The 25,231-nt window shown below is 31.5% G+C and carries 17 protein-coding genes and 2 other annotated features; of the genes, 2 read left to right on the top strand and 15 right to left on the bottom strand.

Features of this window, described 5'->3' with window-relative positions; genetic code table 11:
• Window positions 1-32: 32 nt before the first annotated feature.
• Window positions 33-2,687: a valine--tRNA ligase gene (locus BMY82_RS05010; protein ID WP_180366736.1), complete on the bottom strand. Its 2,655-nt coding sequence runs from the start codon at window positions 2,685-2,687 to the stop codon at window positions 33-35.
• 53 nt (window positions 2,688-2,740) lie between these two features.
• Window positions 2,741-2,951, bottom strand: a binding site (T-box leader).
• A gap of 176 nt (window positions 2,952-3,127) precedes the next feature.
• The gene (locus BMY82_RS05005; protein ID WP_091975326.1) at window positions 3,128-4,129 is read right to left on the bottom strand and encodes a nucleoside hydrolase; all 1,002 of its coding nucleotides are present in this window, start codon (window positions 4,127-4,129) and stop codon (window positions 3,128-3,130) included.
• Between the two features lie 802 nt (window positions 4,130-4,931).
• Here BMY82_RS05005 and BMY82_RS05000 point away from each other — a divergent pair.
• Window positions 4,932-6,479, top strand: coding sequence for a 4Fe-4S dicluster domain-containing protein (locus BMY82_RS05000; RefSeq protein WP_091975324.1), 1,548 nt, complete (start codon window positions 4,932-4,934; stop codon window positions 6,477-6,479).
• Between the two features lie 159 nt (window positions 6,480-6,638).
• Here BMY82_RS05000 and BMY82_RS04995 read toward each other — a convergent pair whose 3' ends face one another.
• Window positions 6,639-8,189: an ABC-F family ATP-binding cassette domain-containing protein gene (locus BMY82_RS04995; RefSeq protein ID WP_091975322.1), complete on the bottom strand. Its 1,551-nt coding sequence runs from the start codon at window positions 8,187-8,189 to the stop codon at window positions 6,639-6,641.
• A gap of 302 nt (window positions 8,190-8,491) precedes the next feature.
• On the opposite strand from BMY82_RS04995, the gene BMY82_RS04990 reads away from it, so the two are divergent.
• Window positions 8,492-11,320, top strand: coding sequence for a transglycosylase domain-containing protein (locus BMY82_RS04990; RefSeq protein WP_091975320.1), 2,829 nt, complete (start codon window positions 8,492-8,494; stop codon window positions 11,318-11,320).
• A 290-nt stretch (window positions 11,321-11,610) separates the two neighbouring features.
• Here the strand turns inward: BMY82_RS04990 and BMY82_RS04985 are convergent, their stop codons facing one another.
• The 12 genes from BMY82_RS04985 to BMY82_RS04930 form a co-directional block, all read right to left on the bottom strand.
• Complete coding sequence (locus BMY82_RS04985; protein WP_091975318.1) at window positions 11,611-13,233, bottom strand: DEAD/DEAH box helicase; 1,623 nt, start codon at window positions 13,231-13,233, stop codon at window positions 11,611-11,613.
• Between the two features lie 473 nt (window positions 13,234-13,706).
• Entirely contained in the window at window positions 13,707-14,594 is an 888-nt protein-coding gene (locus tag BMY82_RS04980) for a patatin-like phospholipase family protein (RefSeq protein ID WP_091975315.1), read from the bottom strand.
• A 108-nt stretch (window positions 14,595-14,702) separates the two neighbouring features.
• A complete protein-coding gene (thiI, locus tag BMY82_RS04975; protein WP_091975313.1) occupies window positions 14,703-15,881 on the bottom strand; it encodes a tRNA uracil 4-sulfurtransferase ThiI in 1,179 nt (392 codons plus the stop codon).
• A 57-nt stretch (window positions 15,882-15,938) separates the two neighbouring features.
• The gene (locus BMY82_RS04970) at window positions 15,939-17,099 is read right to left on the bottom strand and encodes a cysteine desulfurase family protein (RefSeq protein WP_091975311.1); all 1,161 of its coding nucleotides are present in this window, start codon (window positions 17,097-17,099) and stop codon (window positions 15,939-15,941) included.
• A gap of 144 nt (window positions 17,100-17,243) precedes the next feature.
• Window positions 17,244-18,296, bottom strand: a complete 1,053-nt coding sequence (locus BMY82_RS04965; RefSeq protein WP_242938920.1) for an AEC family transporter — start codon at window positions 18,294-18,296, stop codon at window positions 17,244-17,246.
• Between the two features lie 246 nt (window positions 18,297-18,542).
• On the bottom strand, window positions 18,543-19,148 hold the full coding sequence (locus BMY82_RS04960; protein ID WP_091975307.1) for a hypothetical protein: 606 nt from the start codon (window positions 19,146-19,148) through the stop codon (window positions 18,543-18,545).
• A 325-nt stretch (window positions 19,149-19,473) separates the two neighbouring features.
• Window positions 19,474-20,211: an amino acid ABC transporter ATP-binding protein gene (locus BMY82_RS04955; protein WP_091975304.1), complete on the bottom strand. Its 738-nt coding sequence runs from the start codon at window positions 20,209-20,211 to the stop codon at window positions 19,474-19,476.
• Window positions 20,212-20,286: 75 nt separating this feature from the next.
• Window positions 20,287-20,955 (bottom strand): amino acid ABC transporter permease, encoded by a 669-nt coding sequence (locus BMY82_RS04950; protein WP_091975302.1) that lies wholly within the window; start codon window positions 20,953-20,955, stop codon window positions 20,287-20,289.
• A 232-nt stretch (window positions 20,956-21,187) separates the two neighbouring features.
• Complete coding sequence (locus BMY82_RS04945) at window positions 21,188-22,009, bottom strand: transporter substrate-binding domain-containing protein (protein WP_091975300.1); 822 nt, start codon at window positions 22,007-22,009, stop codon at window positions 21,188-21,190.
• A gap of 341 nt (window positions 22,010-22,350) precedes the next feature.
• Window positions 22,351-22,556 (bottom strand) — a binding site (T-box leader).
• A gap of 123 nt (window positions 22,557-22,679) precedes the next feature.
• Window positions 22,680-23,285: an ATP-binding cassette domain-containing protein gene (locus tag BMY82_RS04940; RefSeq protein ID WP_091975298.1), complete on the bottom strand. Its 606-nt coding sequence runs from the start codon at window positions 23,283-23,285 to the stop codon at window positions 22,680-22,682.
• Window positions 23,286-23,296: 11 nt separating this feature from the next.
• The gene (locus BMY82_RS04935) at window positions 23,297-23,980 is read right to left on the bottom strand and encodes an ABC transporter permease (RefSeq protein WP_242938919.1); all 684 of its coding nucleotides are present in this window, start codon (window positions 23,978-23,980) and stop codon (window positions 23,297-23,299) included.
• Between the two features lie 55 nt (window positions 23,981-24,035).
• A complete protein-coding gene (locus BMY82_RS04930; RefSeq protein ID WP_091975295.1) occupies window positions 24,036-25,058 on the bottom strand; it encodes an ABC transporter substrate-binding protein in 1,023 nt (340 codons plus the stop codon).
• Window positions 25,059-25,231: the final 173 nt, after the last annotated feature.

Genomic DNA, 25,231 nt, shown 5'->3' with positions numbered 1-25,231 from the left:
ATAAAAATATCACCACTTTTATTATTATCTATTTACTGAAACTTTGCAAGTCTTTCTTCGATAGACTTTAACATTTCTTCATATTTTTCTTTCTTTGCTTTTTCTTCTTCTACTAATTTTTCTGGAGCCTTATTTACAAAGCCTGGATTGTTAAGCTTTCCTTCTACTCTCTTTATTTCAGAAAGTGCCTTTTTCTTTTCTTTGTTAAGTCTTTCCTTTTCCTTTTCAAAGTCTACAAGCTCATCAAGAGGGATAAATATTTCAACTCCTTCTATAACTACTGATACTGCATCTTCAGGTATTCCTTCTGTATTTTCCTTTATTTCAACATCTGAAGCTGAAGCAAGTGACTTGAAGTAGTCTTTTCCATCTTCCATTGCTGCAAGCTTTTCAGCTGAAGGTACAAGTATTGTCTTAGCCTTCTTAGATGGTGGAACATTCATTTCAGCTCTTACATTTCTGATATTTCTAATTCCGTCCATTATAAGGTTCATCTTTTCTTCTTCAACTTCCATATTATCCTCTTCCTTGTAATGAGGATATTCAGCTCTTATAATATAGCCTTCTACTGTTGGAAGATATGAGTATATTTCTTCTGTGATAAATGGTATAAATGGATGAAGAAGCTTTAATACATTTTCAAGAACATATGTCAATGTATATAGAGCTGCTCTCTTTGCTTCTCTATCTTCACCGTAAAGTCTAGGCTTAACCATTTCTATATACCAGTCGCAGTATTCTGACCAAGTAAAGTCATAAGCCTTCTGAAGAGCCATTCCAAGCTCAAATTTTTCCATATTTATTCCAACTTCTTCAACTATCTTGTTGGCTCTTGAAATTATCCACTTGTCTGCAAGAGTGAAGTTTTCTTCTACTGCTTCTCTTGTAAGATTTTCAAGAAGTGAGTCATCTTCAAGGTTCATAAACACAAATCTAGATGCATTCCATAACTTATTGTTGAAGTTACGAGCAAATTCAACTCTCTCTGTGTAGAATCTCATATCATTTCCTGGTGAATTTCCTGTAGCTAGAGTAAATCTAAGGGCATCAGCACCATACTGGTCGATTACTTCTAGTGGATCAATACCATTTCCTAGTGATTTAGACATCTTTCTACCCTGAGAATCTCTTACTAGACCGTGAACAAGTACATGGCTAAATGGTTTTTCATTCATACAGAACATTGCACTAAATACCATTCTTACAATCCAGAAGAATATAATATCATATCCTGTTACAAGAACGCTTGTTGGATAATAATAGTCTAGTTCTTCTGTCTTTTCAGGCCATCCTAATGTTTCAAAAGGCCAAAGTCCTGATGAGAACCAAGTATCAAGAACATCTTCGTCCTGCTTGATATCTGAACATCCACACTTAGGACACTTTTGAGGAGACGTTTCAGCTACTATAACTTCTCCACATTCCTGACAATAGTATGCAGGTATCTGATGTCCCCACCACAACTGTCTTGATATACACCAGTCTCTAATATTTTCAAGCCACTGAAGGTAAGTCTTATCGAATTTTTCAGGAACAAATCCCAATTCTCCATCCTTTAACACTTTTATAGCTGGCTTTGCTAACTCTTGCATATCTACGAACCACTGAAGTGATAGTCTTGGTTCTATTACAGTATGACATCTATAGCAAGTACCAACAGCATGATCATGCTTCTTTATTTTTATAAGGTATCCAGCTTCGTCAAGATCCTTAACTATTTCTTTTCTACATTCGTATCTATCCATTCCCTGATATTTACCAGCAAGTTCATTCATTGTAGCATCATCATTCATAACATTGATTTCTTCAAGATTATGTCTCTTTCCTACCTCAAAGTCATTAGGGTCATGGGCTGGAGTCATCTTAACTGCACCTGTACCAAATTCCTTATCAACATATTCATCTGCTACTATTATTAACTCTCTTCCAACTAATGGAAGTATTGCTGTTTTTCCTACAAGATGAGTATATCTTTCATCTTCTGGATGAACTGCTATTCCTGTATCTCCTAGCATTGTTTCCGGTCTTGTAGTTGCAATTTCTAAGAATTCATCGCTATCCTTAATTGGATATTTTATATGCCAGAAGCTACCTTCCTGATCTTCATGTTCAACTTCAGCATCTGATAGTGTAGTCTTACAATCTGGACACCAGTTGATAATTCTATTTCCTCTGTATATATGACCTTCTTCATAAAGTTTTATAAAGAACTTAGTAACTGCTTTGTTGCAACCTTCATCCATAGTAAATCTTTCCTTATCCCAGTCACATGAAGCACCTAGCTTCTTAACCTGATTTACTATCTTTCCGCCGAACTCATCTTTCCATTCCCAAGCACGTCTTAAAAATTCTTCTCTTCCTACTTCATACTTACTCTTTCCAGTTTCCTCTTTTATTCTATTTACAACCTTTACTTCTGTTGCAATAGATGCATGGTCAGTTCCCGGTATCCAAAGAGCTTCGAATCCGTCCATTCTTTTCCATCTTATAAGTATATCCTGTAGTGTATCATCAAGAGCATGCCCCATATGAAGCTGTCCTGTAATATTTGGTGGTGGCATAACTATTGTAAATGATTCTTTGTCCTTGTTTATTTCAGACTTGAAACATCCATTGTCTTGCCATTCTTGATATAATCTTTCTTCAAAATCCTTAGGATCATAATTTTTGGGTAAATTTTTGTCCATAATTTCCTCCTTCTTAAAATACTGTTCTTTGTAATAAAAAAGAGCCTTTCATCCTAAAGGACGAAAAGCTCGCGTTACCACCTTAATTCCGAAAATATTTCGGCTCTCAAAGTCTTTAACGGGACTATCCGTATTGTACTACACATAAAACTTCATACAATAAACTCCGAAGCTACTTCACAGCGCGTTAATTAAAAATCTCCCAGCAATGATTTTCTCTCTTTGAACCACTACCCTGCTACTCCTCTTCATCAAAGTTTGTATATAAACTATATATCGTATAAATTATATAATAAAAAGCTTCTAATTGCAAGAAATTCCTATAATTATTTATACTTTAAGGAACTATTTTAATAAAAATCATATATTTGATTTTAATACTCCAAGAAACTAGTTAAAGTCTAGATTTTTACTTTATGGATTGAAATAAATTTATGCTTTTATCCATGGACAATTTCTATCATTTTTTTATTTACTTCTTCTGACGATTTGACCGTTGGAAGATTAATAACATTTCTTCCAATATTTAATTCAACATCCTTGTATCTATCTACTATTTTGAAAACATCTTCCCTAGATAAAGTAACATTTTCCGTATAATCTCTTATTGTGTTTATATATCCTATACTAAAGTCGTCTAGCTTAGATCTTATAGTTACAAATCTATCATCAAATAGTTCTGGATTAGTCAGATAGATTGCAGCAATAACATCCCATAGCACTATGGAGTCACATCCATATTCATCTTTAAATTCATTCATCCATTTTTCAATTTTTCTAATTACAAATTCATTTTTAAGCTTGTGTCCTTCTTCTTCAAATCTTTTTTTAAGTGCTCTAAATTCATCACCTGTAAATTCAACGTCCATACAGTTATTGCCAGTAAGTACAGATAACTTCGTAGCCTTGTTTAAAACAGTAAATGCCCCTTCTGGACATACTGAGAAGTTTAGCTCATTCATTATCTTATTGCCTACCTTTAGTGGTTTTGTAATACCACCCATAAGAACGATTTCTTTAATATTAGCAATTATACTCTGATCTATTATACTTGCATCATATAGATTCTGCATAGAGCCTGTAGCTATAATGCTCAATTCTTCTGGATACTTGTGTACCATAGAAACAATAAACTGGGCTGCTTCGTTTTTCTTTACATCTTCAATATTCTTACTTGTTTCATTAATATATACACCAGCATAATAGTCTTTCATCTTATATCCACCTCTACCTTTATATACTGGTATATCACAATTAATTTCTTTCATTAGTTCTATAGTCTGATTGTAAACATAATCTATATTATCATTTCCGTATGTACAAGTTACTCCTAATAATTCTACTTCAGGATTGTTTATAAGGTACAATAAGGCTAAACCATCATCTATATCTCTATTGGAAATCCCCATTGTATTATCACAATCGTAAATTACTTTTTTCATTTTCCACCTTCCCGATTAAATAACATTTTTTTATTTCTATTCTTTAATATATAGATTAATTATTTATATAAAGAATAGTTACTCTACAATTATTGATTATATACCTATATGAGGTATTATTTCAATTAATACTTTTTTATCAATCATTTTTTTATTTCTTGACTTAAGATTTTAAGTCATATTAGTTTTTATTTTTAATTTTAGACGACTTTGTTTTTAAAAACACTAGCAGTGAAAGTTTTATCGCTAATAAAACAAAGTGTTTTTTATTTTATTAAATTAATTACTTTTCAAGAAGTATTTTTTTTCTGTCCAATATCTTATCAATTTCTATAAATCCATCTATTAAAAAAAACTATAATACACGACTTAAATATTGATTTTTATTGTATGTTTTATTTTCTTAACAAATTATTATTTTGCCCAATATTATTTTTTTAAAGTAATTTTTAGTATGTTTTTTAACACATCTTTACAATATATATATAGCTGCCATAATTTTGGATAAAAATAAGTATTTTACTAAATTATCTTTTATTATATTAGGATTCGGAAAACATTTTTTCCATTGTTTTTGGGATATTTTTAGCACTAAAACTTATTAAATTAATTATTTTTGAAGTATTTTTTTATTTGTATCATCGTTTTCCCGTTTTTATTCGTATTTTCATTAAGTTTTACTCTTTTTTATTTAAAAAAACCTATTTTTATTATTTATTTTATACTTTTTCTGTGATATACTAAAATACGGTTATTGTAAATGAATAAATATGGTTATTGTTAAATAAAGGGAGGAAATATAATGAGCTTTAAAGGAATTTTTACTGAAATTGCGAAAGTTCGTCGTGAAGTGTTTACTGAAGTTGCTAAATTTGCATATGAAGGAAGCGATGATTACAATAAGTTAGAAGAGATACCATATACAATTATGCCAGGTGAAGTTGCTACTCTTAGAGATAGTATCTTCCTTGAAAGAGCTATTGTTGGTGAAAGAGTCAGACTTGCTATGGGTATGCCTCTTAGAAAAATTAATGAACATGCTCCACTTTCTGCCGGTATAGATAAGGATACTATAAAGAATACCATCTATAAGGCTCCATTTGTAAATATCATCAAATTTGCATGTAACTCATGTCCCGATAATATGTACAAGTCTACAGATTTATGTAGAGGTTGTCTTGCAAGACCTTGTGTTGAAGTTTGTCCAAAAAATGCTATATCTATAATAAATGGAAAATCTTTTATAGACCAAGACAAATGTATAAAGTGCGGAAGATGTAAAAATGCCTGTCCATACGGTGCTATAGCAAAGTTAGAAAGACCTTGCGCAGCTTCATGTGGAATGAATGCCATATCATCAGATGAGCTTGGAAGAGCTACTATAGATTATGATAAGTGCGTTTCTTGTGGTGTTTGCATATCATCTTGCCCATTCGGTGCAATTGCCGATAAGACTCAAATATTCCAGCTTATTGAAGCGATAAAGTCTGGTGAAAAAGTAATAGCAGAAGTTGCTCCTGCCTTTGCTGGTCAGTTCGGACCTAAGGTTACTCCTGAAAAACTAAAAAGTGCATTACTAGAATTAGGTTTCTATGATGTTGTAGAAGTTGCAATAGGAGCAGACCTTTGTACAATAGAAGAAGCTGAAGACTTTATGTCTAAAGTTCCAGATAAACTAGATTTCATGGCTACATCATGTTGCCCCGCTTGGTCTGTAATGGCTAAAAAACTTTTCCCAGAGTTCAAAGACAATATATCTATGGCTATGACACCTATGGTTTTCACTGCTAGATGGATAAAGCAAAGACACGAAGATGCAAAAGTTGTATTTATAGGTCCTTGTGTTTCTAAAAAGCTTGAAGCTACCAGAAAATCAGTAAAGAGCCATGTTGACTATGTTCTTACTTTTGAAGAAGTAATGGGAATGTTCCAAGCTAAGAATATAGATCTTGAGAATATAGAAGAAAGCGAAGAAGTAAATCAGGGTACTGGTGCTGGTAGAGGATTTGCCGTTTCAGGTGGAGTTGCAAGTGCAGTAGCAGATATAATTAAGAAGACTAATCCGGATGTGGAAGTAAAAATAGACAAGGCAGACGGTCTTAAAGAATGTAGAAATATGCTTTTACTTGCTAAGGCAGGAAAGAGAAATGGATATCTTCTTGAAGGTATGGCGTGTCCTGGTGGATGTGTTGCCGGTACAGGAACTATTCAACCTGTAAATAAGAGTACAGCTACTGTTAATCTTTATAAGAAGAATGCAGAGTTAAAAATTGCAAATGAGAGTAAATTTGCAGAAGAATTATCTACACTAGACTCAACTTGGTTTGATGACTGGTCAATAGAAAAATAATATTTTAAATTTAATAGGTAAATTGTTTGAGTAATTTTTTATTATAATAAATACCCGAAGATAGAGTTTATGATTTCATAATATAATCTTCGGGTTTAATTTTATATATTAAATTTTAATTCTACTAGCTTTATTTCTAAATTTTTACTAAATGTATTTTTAAACTATTTTTGTTGTAAAATCTTCTATATTCCATACATCATCTACTATATCCATATAGAATTCTGGTTCATGACTTACTAATAAAACAGTTCCCTTAAATTCCTTTACAGCCTTTTTTAATTCTTCTTTAGCATCTACATCTAAATGATTTGTAGGCTCGTCTAGTACAAGGAAGTTTATTTCTTTTAACATAATTTTACAAAGTCTTACTTTTGCAGCTTCTCCACCGGAAAGAACTCTCACTTGACTGGTAATATGATCATTTGTAAGACCACACTTTGCCAAAGCTCTTCTTATATCTATATTATCTAGTCCTGGGAATTCATTCCACACATCTTCTAGTGCTGTATTTGTATTTTCATGTGAACTTTCCTGCTCAAAATATCCTACTTCTAAATAGTCTCCTATATTTACTTCGCCATCAAATGGTTTAACAATTCCAAGAAGAGTTTTTAGTAATGTAGATTTACCTATACCGTTCATACCCTTTAAGGCAATCTTTTTTCCTCTTTCCAGTCTAAAATTAAGTGGCTTTGTAAGAGCTTCATCATATCCTAGAACAAGGTCTTTAGTTTCAAAAATCAACTTTCCTGAAGCTCTAGACATTTTAAATTCAAATTCTGCTTTCATCTTTTCTCTTGGTCTTTCTAGGACTTCCATCTTATCAAGTATTTTTTGTCTTGAGTTTGCCATACCTCTAGTTGCGACCCTAGCCTTATTTCTAGCAATAAAGTCTTCCAACTTCTTTCTCTCTTCCTGTTGTTTTTCATAAGCAGTTTCTTCTTGACGTTTTTTGATTTCATTTAGTCTTTCAAATTCATCATAATTTCCTTTATATCTATTTAATTCTCCATTTTCAAGATGATATACTACATTACAAGTATCATTTATAAATGGTATATCATGTGAAACAAGTACAAAGGCATTTTCAAAGTCCTGAAGATATCTTCTAAGCCAGTTGATATGATCTTCATCAAGGTAGTTTGTAGGCTCGTCTAATACCAAAATAGTAGGATTTTCAAGAAGAAGCTTTGTAAGAAGTACCTTAGATCTCTGTCCACCTGAAAGATCCGAAACATCTTTGTCTAGACCTATTTCGCCAAGTCCAAGACCATTTGCAAGCTCCTGAATCTTAGCATCTATTGTATAGAATCCACTATGTTCCAAAACTGTTTGAATCTCTGCAGTATCTTCCATATATTTTGCCATTTCATCATCTGTAGCATCTGCCATCTTATCATATATTTCAAGCATTTCTTTTTCTAGTTCAAACATATGATTAAAGGCACCTCTTAAAATATCCATTATTGTATTTCCCTTTTCCAAAATCGTATGCTGATCTAGATAACCTACTGAAACTCTGTTTGACCATTTTATACTTCCTGCATCTGGCATTAACTTCATAGTAATTATATTTAGGAAACTTGACTTACCTTCACCATTTGGACCTACTAAAGCAATATGTTCTCCCTTTCTTATTCTGAACGAAACATCTTCAAGAATCGTTCTGGCTCCGAAGCCGTGACTAACATTTTCTACTACTAACATCTTTCCTCCTGTTTTCTACTGTTTATTTATATTATTATACTCTTTAATTTATTATAGTCTTTTAGCGTATAATTCCCTATTTTACACAATAATTATTATAACATAATTACCGGAGCATAATATATAATAAATACTTTGAAATTAATTAAATTAATGTATTTTTTCAACAATTAAAAAACAGTTTATATTTGTCTTATACATTATTTTCTATTTTTATGTAGCCCTTCTTTTTGTATTCTTAATTATTGTAATAAACACATTTTTAATGTATAATTAAAAACAGTAAGGAGGTACAAACTGAAATGAAAAAAGATAATCCTGAAGCTAATAATAGAATAAGAAGAAAGCCTGCAAGCTCTTCAAATAGAACTTCTCGTTCTTCTTCTGACTCTAAATCGAGCAATAAGGACCTGACTCTTCCTTCCGAGAGAAGAAAGACAAGTCAGAGTTCTAAAAGAAAAACGAGACCGAGCTCAACTACTTCAAGAAAATCTTCGTCAACGAACCCTTCATCTAGAACTAGATCTGTTAGTGCTTCAAGTTCTTCTAAAAGCAAAACATCTAGTCAGGTAAGTAGAAATGATAAGAAAAACAAAAGAAGCAATTCTTCTAAAAATAGAGAAGGTTCTAAGGCACTACAGAAGAAACTAAGAAGTAAAAAGAAAAGAAAAATTGTCGGCGGTATTATTGCCGTCTTAATTGTATGCTGTGCATTGGCACTAGGCTTTGTTTTTGCATCACTTAAGGATATTAAACCTGTTAATGAGGCTCTTTTAGATAAGTTGACTCATCAGACTACTACTATTAAGTATGCTAACGGTGAAACTATGTCTACAGCACCGACGCTTTATAAGAAAACACCTATTCCACTAAGCGATATGTCGCCTTATCTTCGTAAGGCTATCGTATCTATAGAGGATGAGCGTTTCTATTCTCATAGCGGGGTCGATTACTGGGGACTTGGACGTTCCGTTGTTAAGACTTTACTAGGTAGTAGACAGGGTGGTAGTACAATCCCTATGCAGGTGTCAAAGATACTACTTACAAGTAGTGATCAGACAATTAGCCGTAAGATTAAGGATATTTATTACGCTCTTGAAATGAACAAGACTGTAAGCAAGGATAAGATTCTTGAAACCTATCTTAACAACTATTTCGTAGGTAAGGGACTGTGTGGTGCAGAAGCTGGTTCAATGGGTTACTTTGGTAAACATTGTAAAGACCTTACTCTTGGTGAAGCTGCTATGCTTGCCGGAGTTACAAGAAACCCTGCCAAGTATGCTCCATATACTACAGCTAGACTTACGGGAGATGAAACTAAGGAAGATTTAGATCATAGACTTCTATTCTATCTTCCTACAGAAGGTCTTGCAGAACCTAATAAAACTGAAAAAGAAATGTATGAAAAACTTTATGAGTGGGATCTTATAGATCAGGATACTTATAAACAGCTAAAAAGTGATGACTTGTTAGTTAGAAAGGCAATTAACAACCCTAATGCAAAGGCAAGACAGGAAACGGTTCTTGCAAAGATGAGAGATCTTAATGTTATAACTGAAAAACAGTATATTGAGGCAAAGAATGAAAAAATTTCTATCAGATTCCCTGATACAAAGGAAAAAATTGCCAACTCTGTTGAAAGTTTAATTGAGTACGATGTTATTGATGCTCTTATGGAACAGGGTAAAACTGAGGAAGAAGCTCGAAATCAGTACTACAACGGTGGTTTAATTATAAACTCAACTATAGACCCTAAGATTCAGGAATCTATAGAAAAACAGTATGAAAATGGAAGCAACTTCCCTAATGATACTGTTGCAGACAATGGATTAAGTCAGCCACAGTCAGCTACAGTAATAATAGACTACAAGACAGGTAATATTAAGGGGCTTATAGGTGGACGTAATATTAAGGCTAGAAAGACACTTAATAGAGCAATTACACCTTATCAGCCAGGTTCTACTATTAAACCTTTATCTGTATATACTCCAGCAATTGATACTGCAAAGGTAACACAATCTACCTTGATGTCAGATACAAGAGGAGGATATAGGTTTAAAGAAAACCAACAGGATAACCCTCAAACAACTACACAAGGTTATGGTTCTATGTGCTTGAGACACGGACTTGCATTGTCTTCTAATACAATTGCCTATAAGACTGGTGAACTTCTTGGACCAACTTATGACGACTGTATAGATGTAATGATGGATTACCTTAGAAACTTCGGAATCACTACAATTTTAGATTTCAAGGAAGAAAATAAGGCTGGTATGCAAAGAAGTGATAGGCATTTCAACTCACTTGTACTTGGTGGTTTGACTAAGGGTGTTACTCCACTTCAAATGGCTGCTGCATTTGGTACTCTTGCCAATGGTGGTGTCTATGTTGAACCAGAAATATTTACAACAATTACTTCATATAATGGAGAGCTAATTGTTAAGAATACACCTCAAACACATAAGGTTGTAGATCCTGCAGTTGCATATGTAATGACTGATATGCTTCAAGCTGTTGTTACAGAAGGTATTGGTAAAAATGCTGCTCTAAATAGTGGTATTCCAGTAGCTGGTAAGACTGGTTCTACAAATAACTACCTTGATACATGGTTTGTTGGATATACTCCATACTATGTAGGAAGTGTATATATTGGTGATGATGCTGGTATCAAAAAAGACGATGGAACTACAATGCAAAGAAGACCTATTGAAGGTGGTGGATCAATGTCCTCATCAAAACTTTGGGCAAAGATTATGAATCCAATACATCAAAACTTGGAATATAAGAAGTTCCCTAAACCAGATGGCGTTTATATGACTTCTATAAATCCTATTGATGGTGGACGTACAGCATATGGTGTAATGGCAGCATTCCTTGATGGAACTGCACCCGATAGATATAGTTCAGGCGGATATTTCCAAAGTACTCCAAAGACTCGTAGCAGTAGAACAAGCAGATATGGAAGCTCTACTCAACAGCAGGGTAATCAGCAACAGCAAGGAACTACTACAAACAGATACAACGGTACTCAGCAACAACAGGGAGCATATGGCAATTCCCAAGGTACTACTGGAAATGCTGGAACAGTCCAAGGACAAGGTCAAAGCCAAGGTCAGACTCAAGGACGATAAAGTAAATAAATAAAAAGCTATTTGTTTTAGAACAAATCTTTCACATATTAAAGGTCGGCACTTCTAGTGTCGACCTTTTTTCTACCTTATATAAAACTTCTAATATCATCTTTTTATATATCTTTTTATATATCTTTTTATATATCTTTTTATATATCTTTTTATATATTTATAGCTTATCGAAATTTTGACTTCTGTATTTTAGCAATTTAAACTTTCAAATTTTTATAAAAAAAGACAGCACTTGAAGATTGCCGCTTCATATGCTGTCATAATTATTTAGTCAATTTTTACTTTGACTTTCTATTCGCTTTTTCTATATTAAGCTTATTGCCCTTTATTTTTCTATTCTTCATTTTGTTGATTATTGTCATTGCAATTTTCTTATCAACGTCTACAAATGTATACTTATCGTAAACATCTATATTACCGATTTGCTTACCAGCAACACCAGTTTCACCTGCTATAGAACCTAAGATGTCCTTAGCCTGTATTTTTTGCTTTCTTCCCACATTAAGGAATAGTCTTGTCATATTAGCAGCATTATAATTTTTCTTTCTGCCACCATTTCTATCTCTATCTCTTTCGCGAGAAGTTTCTTCCTTTATTTCATGCTTTTCTTCATCACCTAAACTATTTTTAATAATAGCTGCACAGATATCTATAAGTGAATAATCCTCTTGGTCACAAAATTCTTCAACCCACTGAAGTTGCTTTGCAAAGCTGCCTTCTTCAAGAGTTTCTTTTACACCTTCAAAGAACTGTCCTACTTTTCTCTGTTCAACATCGCCTACAGTTGGTATTGAATGTTTTTCGATTTTAGACTTTGTATATCTTTCGATATCCTTTAGTCTTCTCATATCTCTTCCGAATGCAAATGAGAAAGCTATACCAGCTCTACCTGCTCTACCTGTTCTACCAATTCTATGAACATAGTATTCTTCATCTTGCGGCAATTCATAATTAACAACACATTCAACGTCATCTATATCTATACCTCTTGCAGCGACATCAGTTGCAACTAATATATCTATTGTTCCTGCTCTGAACTTGTCCATTACAATATCTCTCTGTGCCTGCTTCATATCACCGTGAAGTGAATCCGCACCATATCCTCTAGCCTGAAGGTTTGAAACTAGTTCATCTGCACCCTTCTTTGTATTTGTAAATACAACTGTAAGTTTTGGATTGTATACATCTATTATTCTTGTAAGAACCTCTAACTTATTTGAATTTCTTGTTTCTATATAAAATTGCTTAATATTTGAAACAGTAAGTTCTTTTCTAACAACCTTTATATGCACTGGATCCTTTTGATATTTCTTAGTTAAATCAAGTATTGACTTAGGCATTGTTGCTGAGAACAAAGCTGTCTGTCTTTCTTCTGGAACATTTGTTAATATTGTTTCAATATCCTCTCTAAAGCCCATATCAAGCATTTCATCTGCTTCATCAAGAACGATCATCTTAACATTATCCATTCTTAATGTTTTTCTGTTAATATGATCAATTACTCTACCTGGAGTACCTATTATTACTTGAACTCCACCCTTTAAAGCCTTAATCTGTCTGTTTATAGGTTGTCCACCATATATTGGAAGTGTTTTAAGACCACCCATATGTTTCGAAAGCTTTCTCATTTCTTCCGATACCTGAATAGCAAGTTCTCTTGTAGGACAAAGAACTACTGCCTGTAGCTTCTTGCTATTTACGTCTACCCTCTCTAAAAGTGGTATGCTGAATGCTGCAGTCTTTCCTGTACCTGTTTGCGCCTGACCAATTACATCGTGTCCTTCTAACATTACAGGTATGGCCTTTGCCTGGATTGGAGATGGTTGTTCATATCCAAGATCCTCGATTGACTTCATTATTCCTTCGTTTATTTCTAATTCATTAAATTTGTTTATTTCCATAAAACTTCCTTTCTTATAAAAATATCTATTTTTATAGATATCCATCTACTTTCATAGATACTTATCTATTATACTTGTAAACTGGATATTTTGCAAACTATTATTATATTAATTTTTATTTAACAATTTTAATACTTAACCTTATTTAACATAAAAATCTTAATTTACCTTATTAAGTAACTATAAAAAAAATTCCTGCTATAAATCTATACCCTATTTGCAGAGAGATACTCACAAAATAAAAAAGCAGTATTTTTTTAATAGAGCTTTAATATCATATTTCTATGATTTTTTAAGTCTAATTAACATATACTGCCTCTTTATTTTTTAATTAAATATTTTTGTATATTTTAATTGAATTTTTATATTTATATTTTTAATATTTTACTTGCATCTATTTATGATTTCTAATTTAAACAATTATATAAATTGCATTATTATTACTTACTTTAAATTTTCTATTTTTTAATAAGTTATTTGTTTTTAGCAAATAAAAATTCTTTCCACTTATCTGAATCGCTCATACCTATAACATAACCTTGTTCATAAATTTCTTCTAACTTTTCTTTGTGAGTTTCTCTATTTGTTATATCCATTTTTTCAGGATAAACTACATATGCCTTACCTTGTCTTTCCAATTCTTCGATTAAATCACATTGTCTATTGTATACTTCCGGTCTTTTTAATAATGCATCCGCAACTCCCGGATACTTTTTAAAGTGCCTTTTGTAGAAACTCGGATGCTTAACAGGCTTTTTTCTATAATCTTTTTCTTGAGTTCTTACAATAAAAAACTTTTCATATCCGTCTTCTATTGCTATATCTATTGGTATTCCACCTGTTAATCCACCATCAAAATATACTCTATCCTTTATTACTGTAGGTGGCATAAAAAATGGCAAAGATGATGAAGCTCTAGCTATTTTCATTACATCTTCAAGAGACTTTACATCTGAGTTTGTAAAATTTCTAGCTCCTCTTTTCTTTACATCATAAGAAATAATTCTATACTTAGCTGGGTTTTTCTTAAAAGTTTCATAATCAAATTCTAACCATTTTCCTGGTTTTCCAATTTCTTCATATATATATTCACTATTGAAAAAGCCCTTGCCCTTTATAAAAGACTTCCATCCTCCAAAGTTTGGGTCGTCTACTATATCTATAAATGAGTTCTTTGTTCTTTCCTTATCTCTTGATAGATAATTTAGAGTCTGGCTAGTACCTGCTGATATTCCTGCAACATAATTAAAGTAAAGTTCATTTTCCAAAAGTGCATTTACAATTCCAGCAGAAAAAGCTCCCCTCATTCCCCCACCTTCAAAAATAAGTGCTACATCATTGATATTATTTTTAAGCTCCATAATATTCCTCCTTTGGGTTAATAAATTAAAAGTATACTTGCTTTCATTATAACTGTTAAACTAAAAATTGTGCACAAATTTCTAAATGCACAATTTTTAATTTGTAAACTACTCGTAAGATATTGTTTCCATTACAGAGTTATCTATTGCAGACTTTATTAGTCCTTCAACATCTAACTTTTTTTCTGACTTTTCTATTCTTTCTAACTTAGGCTTTGTTACTGGCTTCTTTGGAGAGAATAAAGAACAACAATCTGCCTCTGGAATTATTGATGTTTCATAAGTTCCTATTTCCTCTGCTGTCTTTATAATATCTACCTTGTCCATTGCTATTAAGGGTCTAAATACTGGCATTGAAACAGAAGCATTTGTACATACTATTCCCTGCATTGTCTGAGATGCAACTTGACCTATACTTTCCCCAGTAATAAGGGCATCACAATATCTTTTCTTTCCTATTTCTTCAGCAATTCTCATCATAAATCTTCTTGAAAGAATTGTTGTTTCTTCTTCATTACAATTTTCAGCTATTGCCTTTTGTATATCAAGGGTATTTACCATATGAAGTTTTATTGGACCACAGTATTTTGAAAGTATTCTTGCAAGTTCTCTTACCTTTTCCTGTGATCTTTCATTTGTGAAAGGATATGAGTGGAAGTGAACTGCTTCTATATCTACACCTCTTTTAGCTACTAGCCATGATGCTACTGGACTATCAATTCCACCTGATAAAAGAGTCATCGCCTTACCATTTGTCCCTAAAGGCAAACCACCATAAGCTTCTACCGAATCAGCATATACTAAAATGTGTTCTTTTCTATATTCACATGTAATCTTTACCTGAGGTTTTCTTACATCAACTCTAACTTCTGGATTATTTATATTTGAAAGAACATAGCCACCGATGTCTATACTCATTTCCTGAGATGTCATCGGGAATGTCTTGTCCCCTCTCTTTGATTCTATCTTAAAAGTTCTAGCACCTTCTTCTACTTTTTCTTCTAGCATTTTTAGTGCCGTTTCTTTTAAAACTTCATAATCTTTTTCTTTTTTTATAGCAGGACAAACACCTACTACACCGAATACTTTTCTTACTTCATCAATGACTTCTTTGTAATTACTATCATCTACATCTATATATATTCTTCCATATTCCTTATATACATTGAATTTACCCATTGATTTAAGCATATTTCTAATATTTCTTATTAACTTGTTTTCAAATATATATCTATTCTTACCTTTTACTCCTATTTCACCATACTTGGCTATTAATATATTATACATACATTCTCCTTCTAATTATCAACTATTCTTTTTAATATTTTATAATCTATACAGCTTTTATCTTCTTTTTCTTCTAGATAATAATCTTATCATTTCAACATGAGATTTGATTTTTTCTACAGTATAGTCTATTTCTTCTTTTGTATTCATCTCACATAGACTAAATCTTACAGCCCCTTCTATATCTTGTGGACTTAGACCTATTGCATTCAAGACATGACTTCCTTTCTTCTTAGAAGAGCAGGCAGAACCTGTTGATACACATATTCCATCTTCTTCTAAATAATGTAAAAGAACTTCGCCCTTTACATCTCTAAATGAAACATTCAATACATGGCAAACAGATTTTTCTATGTCTGAATTAATCTTTATATCATCTATATTATCAGACAGGGACTTATAAAGATAATCTCTCATTTCTTTTATCTTGTCAATGTTTTTCTGAAGGTCTTTGAAAAGAATTTCAACAGCCTTTCCCATGCCATATACTCCAGGAACATTCTCTGTTCCAGATCTTAGATTAAACTCTTGTCCACCACCTGTTAAAAGTGCCTTGAATCTACTTGTATCTTTAATATACATAAATCCTACACCCTTAGGTCCATGAATTTTATGAGAGCTAACACTCATAAAATCTATATTTAAATCACTTAACTTAAAATCTAACTTTCCATATGCTTGAACTGCATCAACATGAAAAAATACTTCACTTTTAGACTTAGCAATTATTTCACCAGCTTCTTTTATAGGTTCAATACAGCCTATTTCATTGTTTACAAACATTATACTTACTAGGCAAGTTCTATCTGTAATAGAGTTTTCCAATTCTTTTAGATCGATATATCCTTTTTCATCTACATTTAAAATAGTAACTTCAAAACCTTCATTTTCAAGGTCTTTTATTGTATTTAATACTGCTGGATGCTCAATTGCAGTAGTTATAATATGATTTTTTCTTTTCTTGTTAAGATAAGCAACACTTCTTATAATTGCATTGTTGCTTTCTGTACCTCCTGATGTGAATATTATTGATTTATCTTCAACGCCAAGAGTTTTGGCAATATTATTTCTTATTTTTTTGATTTTTTTCTCGACTTCAAAACCATCTCTATATGCAGCAGATGGATTAGCAAAATCTTCTGTAAGAGATAAAACTACTTCATCAACTACTTCCTTGTATGGCTTTGTTGTAGCACTATTGTCTAAATAAACTTTCATACTATCAACTCCTTTACAAAACTTTATTATATCATAAAATATAGAAGTATTGAATGAAATAATGTGATTTGAATACAAATAAATATTAGACAGTATTTTATACAAACACTGTCTAAATCTATTCTATTATTTATATTTTAAAGACTATATTAAAGCCATACTTTTTAGTATGAATATCCATATTGTAAAAGTTACTGCTGAAAAAAGTGTTGTCATAACTATTGCACTAGACATCAAAACATAATCATTGTCCATACTCTTAGCCATTACATATCCAGATATGGCAGATGGTGTTCCCAACATTATCAGTATTGCTATTAAAGAATCATTTCTAAAACCGAAATATACTGCCAAAGGAATAAATATCAGTGGAAGCAATACTAATTTTATCATTGTAGAGACAAAAGAATATCCAAACTTTCCTGTCAGATCCTTTATTTCAAATCCTGCACCAAGAGATATTAGCATTAGAGCTGTAGCTGTATCTCCTACTCTAGAAATTGATTGATGAAGTACAAAAGGAAGTTTTATTTGAAATATACAAAATGGAAAACCTAATGCTATCCCTATTATTAGAGGATTGCTAACTATAGATCTTACTATATCTTTAAAACCTATACTAGTCTTTTTTCTTATTTCAATTTTTTCATTTCTATTAGAAGCTAAATTAACATCTTTTAATAATTCTCTATCTATCTTATTTTTTCTATTCTTTAAATCTTCCTTATTTTCAAAATGAGATGATACTGCTAATATTATTACAGAATAAGCATTAAATAAGGGAACTACTGCCAGTATCATTAAAGGAACCATTCCCGCATGACCATATATATTTACTGCAAAAGGTATGCCCAATATAGCTGCACTTCCTCTTACTGCAGATTGAGTAAATGCACCGACAGATTTCTTGTCTTTTAAAAACAAATATGCCAAAAGCCATGTTCCAAAAAACATAATAGTAGTTACTACAATACAAAAGACAACCAATTTAATATTTTCTCCTGGATTTATTTCCATATCTGCAATATCTATAAATAGAGTTGCTGGAAGAGCTACCCTAAAAGCAAATCTATCTGTTATTTTTATCCACTGCTCATTAATTACATTCAATTTAATAAGTATTTTTCCTAAAATTATTATTAAGAATACTGGCATGGTTGCATTAACTGCAAATATAAAATCTTTCAATAAAAACACCTCTTATCTATTTTTACAAATGAGTATTGGCTGAATTTTATTTTTGTATAATGTATATTTTATTAAGTATACTTATTAAGTCAATAAATTCCCACTACACATCTAATAAATTATATTCTCTTTCACAACTTTTATTTTAACACAGGATTTTTTTAATATACAGTATTTTTCTCAATCTATAAATGTTTTTCAATAAAAAAATACCGTAGACTTTAATTTATCTACGGCTTTTACATTTTTTAAATTTTATTTTATTTCATTGGAATGCTTTAAAATATCCGCTGCTTCTCTCTCCATATCGTCTTGAAGCTGTATATACATTTTGTATTTATTTGCCCTGTTATAAAATAATGGAAATTTATTCTTTTTTCTAAAATCATCTTCCCATTTTGTATAATCAATACTGTCGAAATTATTTCTATCAAAATAAGCATAAATAGCGTCCTCTATATTCTGATTATCTCTCATGCTTATTTTTTGAGAAAACTCTATTCCCTTTATTTCTCTATTTCCCTTTAAATCATTAAGTAAATTGGCACTCTGGTAGGCAAAGTTTCTGACTTCTATTTCACCATCCATATGAGATGTATCATAATACCTTATTTTTAGTATGCCGCTTTTTTTATCAAACTCTATTTTATCAATAGAGGCATGTTCATCTATTACACGCTCTGAATATCTTACTGTGTCTGGAGATATACTGTCAATATCGACATTTTTTGCCAAATTATCCTGATTTAGAATATCAACAGGATCATTTTTGATTTTAGAAAAAGGATCTATTTTTACTAAAGCAAATATTATAACGGCCAATACCGCCGCAACCTTTATCCAAGGTGCATATTTTTTCATACCAATAGCTCTCCTTCTCATATAATTAATCTTTTAAAGTATTGTTTTCTTTGTATGAGTGTATCAAAAATCAACTTTAAAATCTACACCCTTTAGCCTTTATTATTATAATTTATTTTTATATACATAAATACTACAAAAGTAATCAAAATTATATGATTTGTTTTGTATATTATTATAAACTTTTTTCTATAATAATTATTTTGAACGAATTCTAAAAAAGTCAACTAACACTATTATATACGATTTTATAAAAATTATAAATAGTAAACCTAACAATAAAAATATCCATTCTTCTTAGAATGGATATTTCTACTTAATTTAACTATAGTATTTTGGCAAAAAAATCTTTCGCTCTCTCGCTTTTTGGATTGTTGAATACTTCTTCTGGAGTTCCTTCTTCTACAATATATCCTCCATCTATAAATATCACTTTATCTGCAACTTCTTTGGCAAATCCCATCTCATGAGTTACTATTGCCATGGTCATACCATCTTCTGCAAGTTCCTTAATAACATCCAAAACTTCCTTTACCATTTCTGGATCAAGTGCTGATGTAGGCTCATCAAATAGCATCATATCTGGCTCCATTGCAAGTGCCCTTGCTATAGCTATACGCTGCTGCTGACCTCCTGAAAGCTGTGCCGGATATGCATCTTTCTTATCTAGTAGACCTACTCTATTTAATAATTCAGTGGCTTTTTTCTCCGCTTCTTCCTTTGTTTTTTTCTTCACCTTAATAGGTGCAAGAGTTATATTTTCCATTATTGTCTTATTGGGGAAAAGATTAAAGTTTTGAAAAACCATACCAATTTTTTCTCTTGTTTGATCTATTGTCTTGCTGTTTAATATACTTTTTCCTTCAAATATTATATCTCCACCTGTAGGTTCTTCCAACAAATTCATACATCTTAAAACTGTACTCTTACCTGATCCTGAAGGGCCTATAATTACCAGTATATCTCCCTTATCTATTTCAATATCTACTCCCTTTATAACTTCCAAATCGCCAAACTTTTTATGTAAATTCTTTACTTCAAGTAATACTTCTTTTTTGCTCATAACTTCCTCCTACTATTCTTTATATATATTTCATTGAGTAAATGCGTTTCTACTTGCTATTACCTGCCTTACTCACTATCTACCATTTGAATTTAACTTCTTTTCGAATCTTCCTATTAATCTTGATAAAGTAAATGTTATTATAAAATACAATACCATTGCTACTAAATAAGGTCCCATTGCCTTATATGTAGCATTTGCAACAGCTCCTGATACAAACATTATTTCAGATATTCCTACTGCTGAAAGAATTGCTGATTCCTTTACCAATGTTACAAACTCATTAGCCAAAGCTGGAAGTATATTTTTTATAGCCTGAGGCACAATTACATATCTCATTGATTGCCAGTAATTTAAACCTAATGAACGGCTTGCTTCCATCTGCCCCTTGTTAATTGACTGTATTCCTGATCTCATAATTTCTGATATATATGCACCTGAATTTAGTGTCAATGCAAATGCCGCTCCTGTAAAGTCACCACTTAATCCAAAGAAGCTTGGAAAGTTGATTCCAATCTGTGGAAGTGCAAATGCTATAATCATTACCTGAACAAATAAAGGTGTATCTCTTATTACCTCTACATAAATTGCTGATATTATATTTAATATTTTACTTTTTGAAAGTCTTGCAAGTGATGCCAAAAGACCTATAATAAATCCACCTATAACTGCTATAAATGATACTAGAATTGTATATCCCGCACCATGTAAATACATTCCCGAATAATTTAATAAATAACCCATTTCTTTCTCCTTTTCTCAATAAGTTTATGATTTCTAAATAATTTAATATTAATATGTCTAGCAAATAAGATTTGATACAAATTTTATTTGCTAATTTTGTTAAACACCTGCTTTGTTAAGTTTGAACAAAGCAGGTAATTAACTGTGTACATACTAACCCTTTAAGTTTAAATTACTACATTTAAATTTATATTGTCTTGCGCTTGTTTTTAATTTTCTTAAAATATTTTATTTACTGTTTTGCCTTTGATACTTCTTCTACTGCATTTGAAAGTATTTTATCGTATTCTCCACTAGACTGAAGTTCTTTAATCTCTTCATTCATAAGCTTTAATAATTCCTTATTATCACCCTTCTTGACAGCTATTGCCATTGCTTCTTCGTCTCCACCGCCTGTTAATTTTAGATCCTTTACTAACTTAACATTGTCATACTTACCTTCATTAATTTTTGCTACTTTGTCATTTAAAACTATGGCATCTATCTTTCCACTCTTTAGGTCCATAACCAAGTTTGGAACCGCCTTTAAAGCCTTATACTTTTCTATCTTTAGCTTGTCTTTAACATATGTTTCCTGAGTAGAACCCTTCTGAACACCAAGGTTTACCTTCTTTAAATCATCTTCTGATTTTATCTTATCTACATTTTCTTCCTTTACTAGTACTCCATTCACTCCCTTGAAATATATATCTGAGAAGTCTACTGCCTTTTTACGAGTTTCATCTGGAGTCATACCTGTGATAACCATATCTACCTTACCAGACTGAAGTGCAGGTAGTAGCGAATCAAAGTCCATTGATTTTATTTCAAGTTTTACTCCTATTTTATCTGCTATCTTCTGTGCCAAATCTATATCAGCACCTACAATCTTGCTCTTTCCATCTTCTGAAATAAGAAATTCAAACGGTGGATAGTCTGGAGATGTTCCTACAACAATCTTCCCTGCATCTTTAATTTTTGTAAGTGCATTTTCTTCTTTTCCACACCCTACTGCACTTATAGTAATCATCGCTACTAAAGTAATTGCTAATAATTTTTTAAATACCTTTTTCATAATAAATTCTCCTTTTCTAAAATAATATAATTTTGATATAATTTCTTTAATTTGTAACAAAAAAGTCCCTTGGTTTATTAAACCAAGAGACGAATATTCCGCGTTACCACTCTTATTGACAGATATTGTTGACCTAAGTCAGCTATTCGAATAATCGGCCGGCACCTGACTAAAGTCTATTAAGATTACTATATGGAATATTCAATCTTATCAGAATAATTCGATTTTAATAAATCATAAAACTATTCCAGTGATACTTTTAATTTTCTTCAATAACTTAAAAAATGAGTCTTAAAATTAAAATTTTTAAAAAAAGTATAAAAAAATCTCTTGGTTAAAAACCAAGAGACGAATATTCCGCGTTACCACTCTTATTGACAATAAAACTGTCCTCTCAAACCCTTAAGGCGGGAAACCTGTTAAAATACTTAGTTTCTTCTAACAACCTCAGAAGCTCTCTTCACTATAAATTTCAATATTGAGCTCACACCAAACTCTCAACTCGCTGCAAATCCATCTATGTTACTCTCTTCGTCATCGGCTTTTATTATGTTATGCTACTTATTATACTTGTCATAATTTTAATTGTCAAGGGTTTTTTAAAAATCTTTTATAAAAGTTAGACAATTCTTATTTTTTCTATTAATTTAGCCATCGGCTATTTTGTCTACTATATATCAAGATTTTTATATTCTTTCATATCCAAAAGATTTATTTCTCTAGCTCTTTTAAAATACCTATATTCCTCTATATCATGGCTTACGATTATTAGACTTTTTCCCTTGCTAGCCTCTATTACAATGTCCATTACTTTCTTTTTATTTTCAGAATCCAATCCCTTAAATGGCTCATCCATTACTAGAGTATCAAAGTCTACTGACAAAGCTCTTAAAATAGCTACTCTTCTTTTCTGTCCACCACTTAACTCTCTTACCCTTTTATTTGCCAGATCTTCTAGTCCCATCTCAGATAACTTCTTTACAATCTCTTTTTGACTAATATTGTCTGAAACTATTTTAATATTCAAAAATACACTTAGATTTTTACACAGGCTATCATCTTGAAAGACTGCACTTATTTTTCTTTTTTCCAAACCTTTAACTTGACCAGAATAATCTTTTTCTAATCCCAAAATAATTCTTACAATAGTTGATTTTCCTATTCCAGAAGGTCCCATCAAAAAGCTAGCTTTACCGTCTTCAAAGCTATAATTAAAGTTTTTAAGAACTTCTTCTTTGCCAAATTTTTTACCTACATTTTTAAACTCTATATTCATAAACTACCACCTTAGCTGCTTATTTCTAATCTATTCAATAATTTGTCTAAAAGCTTTATCACGACAGTCTTAAATAAAATACTCAAAATTACTACTGTAATTGTCCATGCAAATAAATCTGCTGTATTTAAATATACTTTTGACTGATAAAGATTTTCTCCTATTGAATTTCTAGGCATGGCTATTACCTCTGCTGCCATACCTGACTTCCAACACAAACCTATGGCAATATTGCAAGCCGATTTAATATAGGGAGATAGCTCTGAAAGATAAATATATCTTATTTTCTTTATTTTTTTTACCCTAAATACTTTTGCCATTTCTTCAAGTTCTTTAGGTATTCCCCTTATACCGATTAATATATTTCTATAAATTATTGGCAGGCACATCATAAATGATATTAAAACTGAAAGATTTTCAGAAGATACCCATATCAAACATAGAATTATAAATGAAACCACTGGTACTGCCTGTATAGTCTGCATAAGGGGTTCAAGTAATATCCTAAAAGAATTTTTTACAGTTGCAATTACAGCAAAGATACTTCCTAGAATAAGACCTAATAAAAATCCCATACTAACTCTTATAAATGAATTCTTTATACTTATCCAGAAAAAACTTTCTTGAGATAGCTCCAAAAGTCTTTTTATTGCAGAAACAGGAGATACTAAAAGTATCTCCTGACCTAATTTCATACTAAGTAATTGCCAAAGCCCTAGCCAAAAGAATATAGCTAAAATGTTATATTTGCTAATTTTTTTGAACATAGTAGAAATCTTCACCTGGCATCTTTCCTCCTATTGACTTAGGATTTGCATCATATAGTACCTTTAAATAGGCACTTAAACTGCTTTTCATTTCATTGCCAGCTATATATTTAATATTGCAATGTGGTATTGCCTTCTTAGCTATAGCTTCTGGAACAATATTGTATTCTCCAATTAGCTTGGCAGCCTCATCTATATCTTCATTGGTAAACTCTATTGATTCCTTGTATTCTTCCATAAAGTCCTTTACTTTTTCAGGATATTTATCTGCAAAATCCTTTCTTACTACAACTACACCTGTAATCATCTTGCTCTTATCCTTTGAATCTTTATTTAGTTTATCCCATTCTTCATTCAAATCAATGGCTACACTTAGATTCTTATCCTTTGACTGAGCTACTGTTACAAATGGTTGTGGAAGAACTGCTATTGCATTTTTGTCATTCATAAGTGCAGAAAGAACTTCTGTATGTTCAGACTTATATTCTACCTTTACATCTTTTTCTGGATCTATTCCATTTCCTTTAAGTATATAGTCAAGGGCATATTGTGGAGTAGCTCCCTTACCACTTGAATATATATGCTTTCCCTTTAAATCATCTATACTCTTTATAGTATTTCCATTTTCAACTATATAAAGTATACCTAAAGTATTAATTGCTAAAGTATCTACATTGCCTTCTGTCTTGTTGTATAATACAGATGCTACATTTGATGGAACCGCTGCTATATCAAATTCTTTGTTGACTATTTTAGGAACAATTTCATCTACTGAATTAGCTATAGTAAATTCATAATCCTTATCCTTGTCATCTTTATCTTTTTCGTCCTCTTTGGCTTCTTTCATCATTTTCACCATACCCATACTTGTAGGACCTTTCAAAGCAGCTACCTTTGCTACAACTTCAGCTTCCTTAGGAGCTTCTGCTTTTTTATCAGCAGAACAGCCAACTAAAGAAACTACTAGAAGTAGCGATGTTAAAATCATAGATAATTTCTTCTTCATAACGCACCTCCGACTATTTATTTAAATATTTGTAAAATTATACCTACAATCAAATAATAGCACAATGGTTTTTAAATTTCTATTCTTTTACTATATTAAGTTTAAAGTTTTTTTCATTTAATTTATTATAAAAATAAGGAGGTCTTATATCCCTCCTTAGTCTTTATTATTAT

The organism is Peptostreptococcus russellii (genome assembly GCF_900110295.1).
GTDB classification, from domain to species: domain Bacteria; phylum Bacillota; class Clostridia; order Peptostreptococcales; family Peptostreptococcaceae; genus Peptostreptococcus; species Peptostreptococcus russellii_A.
The sequence above is the reverse complement of the archived record's forward strand: the minus strand, read 5'-3'. Positions and strand labels throughout refer to the sequence as shown.

What these genes read in the sequence shown, in the direction of transcription:
- BMY82_RS04930 (WP_091975295.1), bottom strand. Translation starts at nt 25,058, where the DNA reads ATGAAGAAGAAATTATCTATGATTTTAACATCGCTACTTCTAGTAGTT.
- BMY82_RS04960 (WP_091975307.1), bottom strand. Translation starts at nt 19,148, where the DNA reads ATGAAAAAATATGCACCTTGGATAAAGGTTGCGGCGGTATTGGCCGTT.
- BMY82_RS05000 (WP_091975324.1), top strand. Translation starts at nt 4,932, where the DNA reads ATGAGCTTTAAAGGAATTTTTACTGAAATTGCGAAAGTTCGTCGTGAA.
- thiI (WP_091975313.1), bottom strand. Translation starts at nt 15,881, where the DNA reads ATGTATAATATATTAATAGCCAAGTATGGTGAAATAGGAGTAAAAGGT.
- BMY82_RS04950 (WP_091975302.1), bottom strand. Translation starts at nt 20,955, where the DNA reads ATGGGTTATTTATTAAATTATTCGGGAATGTATTTACATGGTGCGGGA.
- BMY82_RS04990 (WP_091975320.1), top strand. Translation starts at nt 8,492, where the DNA reads ATGAAAAAAGATAATCCTGAAGCTAATAATAGAATAAGAAGAAAGCCT.
- BMY82_RS05005 (WP_091975326.1), bottom strand. Translation starts at nt 4,129, where the DNA reads ATGAAAAAAGTAATTTACGATTGTGATAATACAATGGGGATTTCCAAT.
- BMY82_RS04935 (WP_242938919.1), bottom strand. Translation starts at nt 23,980, where the DNA reads ATGAAATTAGGTCAGGAGATACTTTTAGTATCTCCTGTTTCTGCAATA.
- BMY82_RS04955 (WP_091975304.1), bottom strand. Translation starts at nt 20,211, where the DNA reads ATGAGCAAAAAAGAAGTATTACTTGAAGTAAAGAATTTACATAAAAAG.
- BMY82_RS05010 (WP_180366736.1), bottom strand. Translation starts at nt 2,687, where the DNA reads ATGGACAAAAATTTACCCAAAAATTATGATCCTAAGGATTTTGAAGAA.
- BMY82_RS04980 (WP_091975315.1), bottom strand. Translation starts at nt 14,594, where the DNA reads ATGGAGCTTAAAAATAATATCAATGATGTAGCACTTATTTTTGAAGGT.
- BMY82_RS04985 (WP_091975318.1), bottom strand. Translation starts at nt 13,233, where the DNA reads ATGGAAATAAACAAATTTAATGAATTAGAAATAAACGAAGGAATAATG.
- BMY82_RS04945 (WP_091975300.1), bottom strand. Translation starts at nt 22,009, where the DNA reads ATGAAAAAGGTATTTAAAAAATTATTAGCAATTACTTTAGTAGCGATG.
- BMY82_RS04940 (WP_091975298.1), bottom strand. Translation starts at nt 23,285, where the DNA reads ATGAATATAGAGTTTAAAAATGTAGGTAAAAAATTTGGCAAAGAAGAA.
- BMY82_RS04970 (WP_091975311.1), bottom strand. Translation starts at nt 17,099, where the DNA reads ATGAAAGTTTATTTAGACAATAGTGCTACAACAAAGCCATACAAGGAA.
- BMY82_RS04995 (WP_091975322.1), bottom strand. Translation starts at nt 8,189, where the DNA reads ATGTTAGTAGTAGAAAATGTTAGTCACGGCTTCGGAGCCAGAACGATT.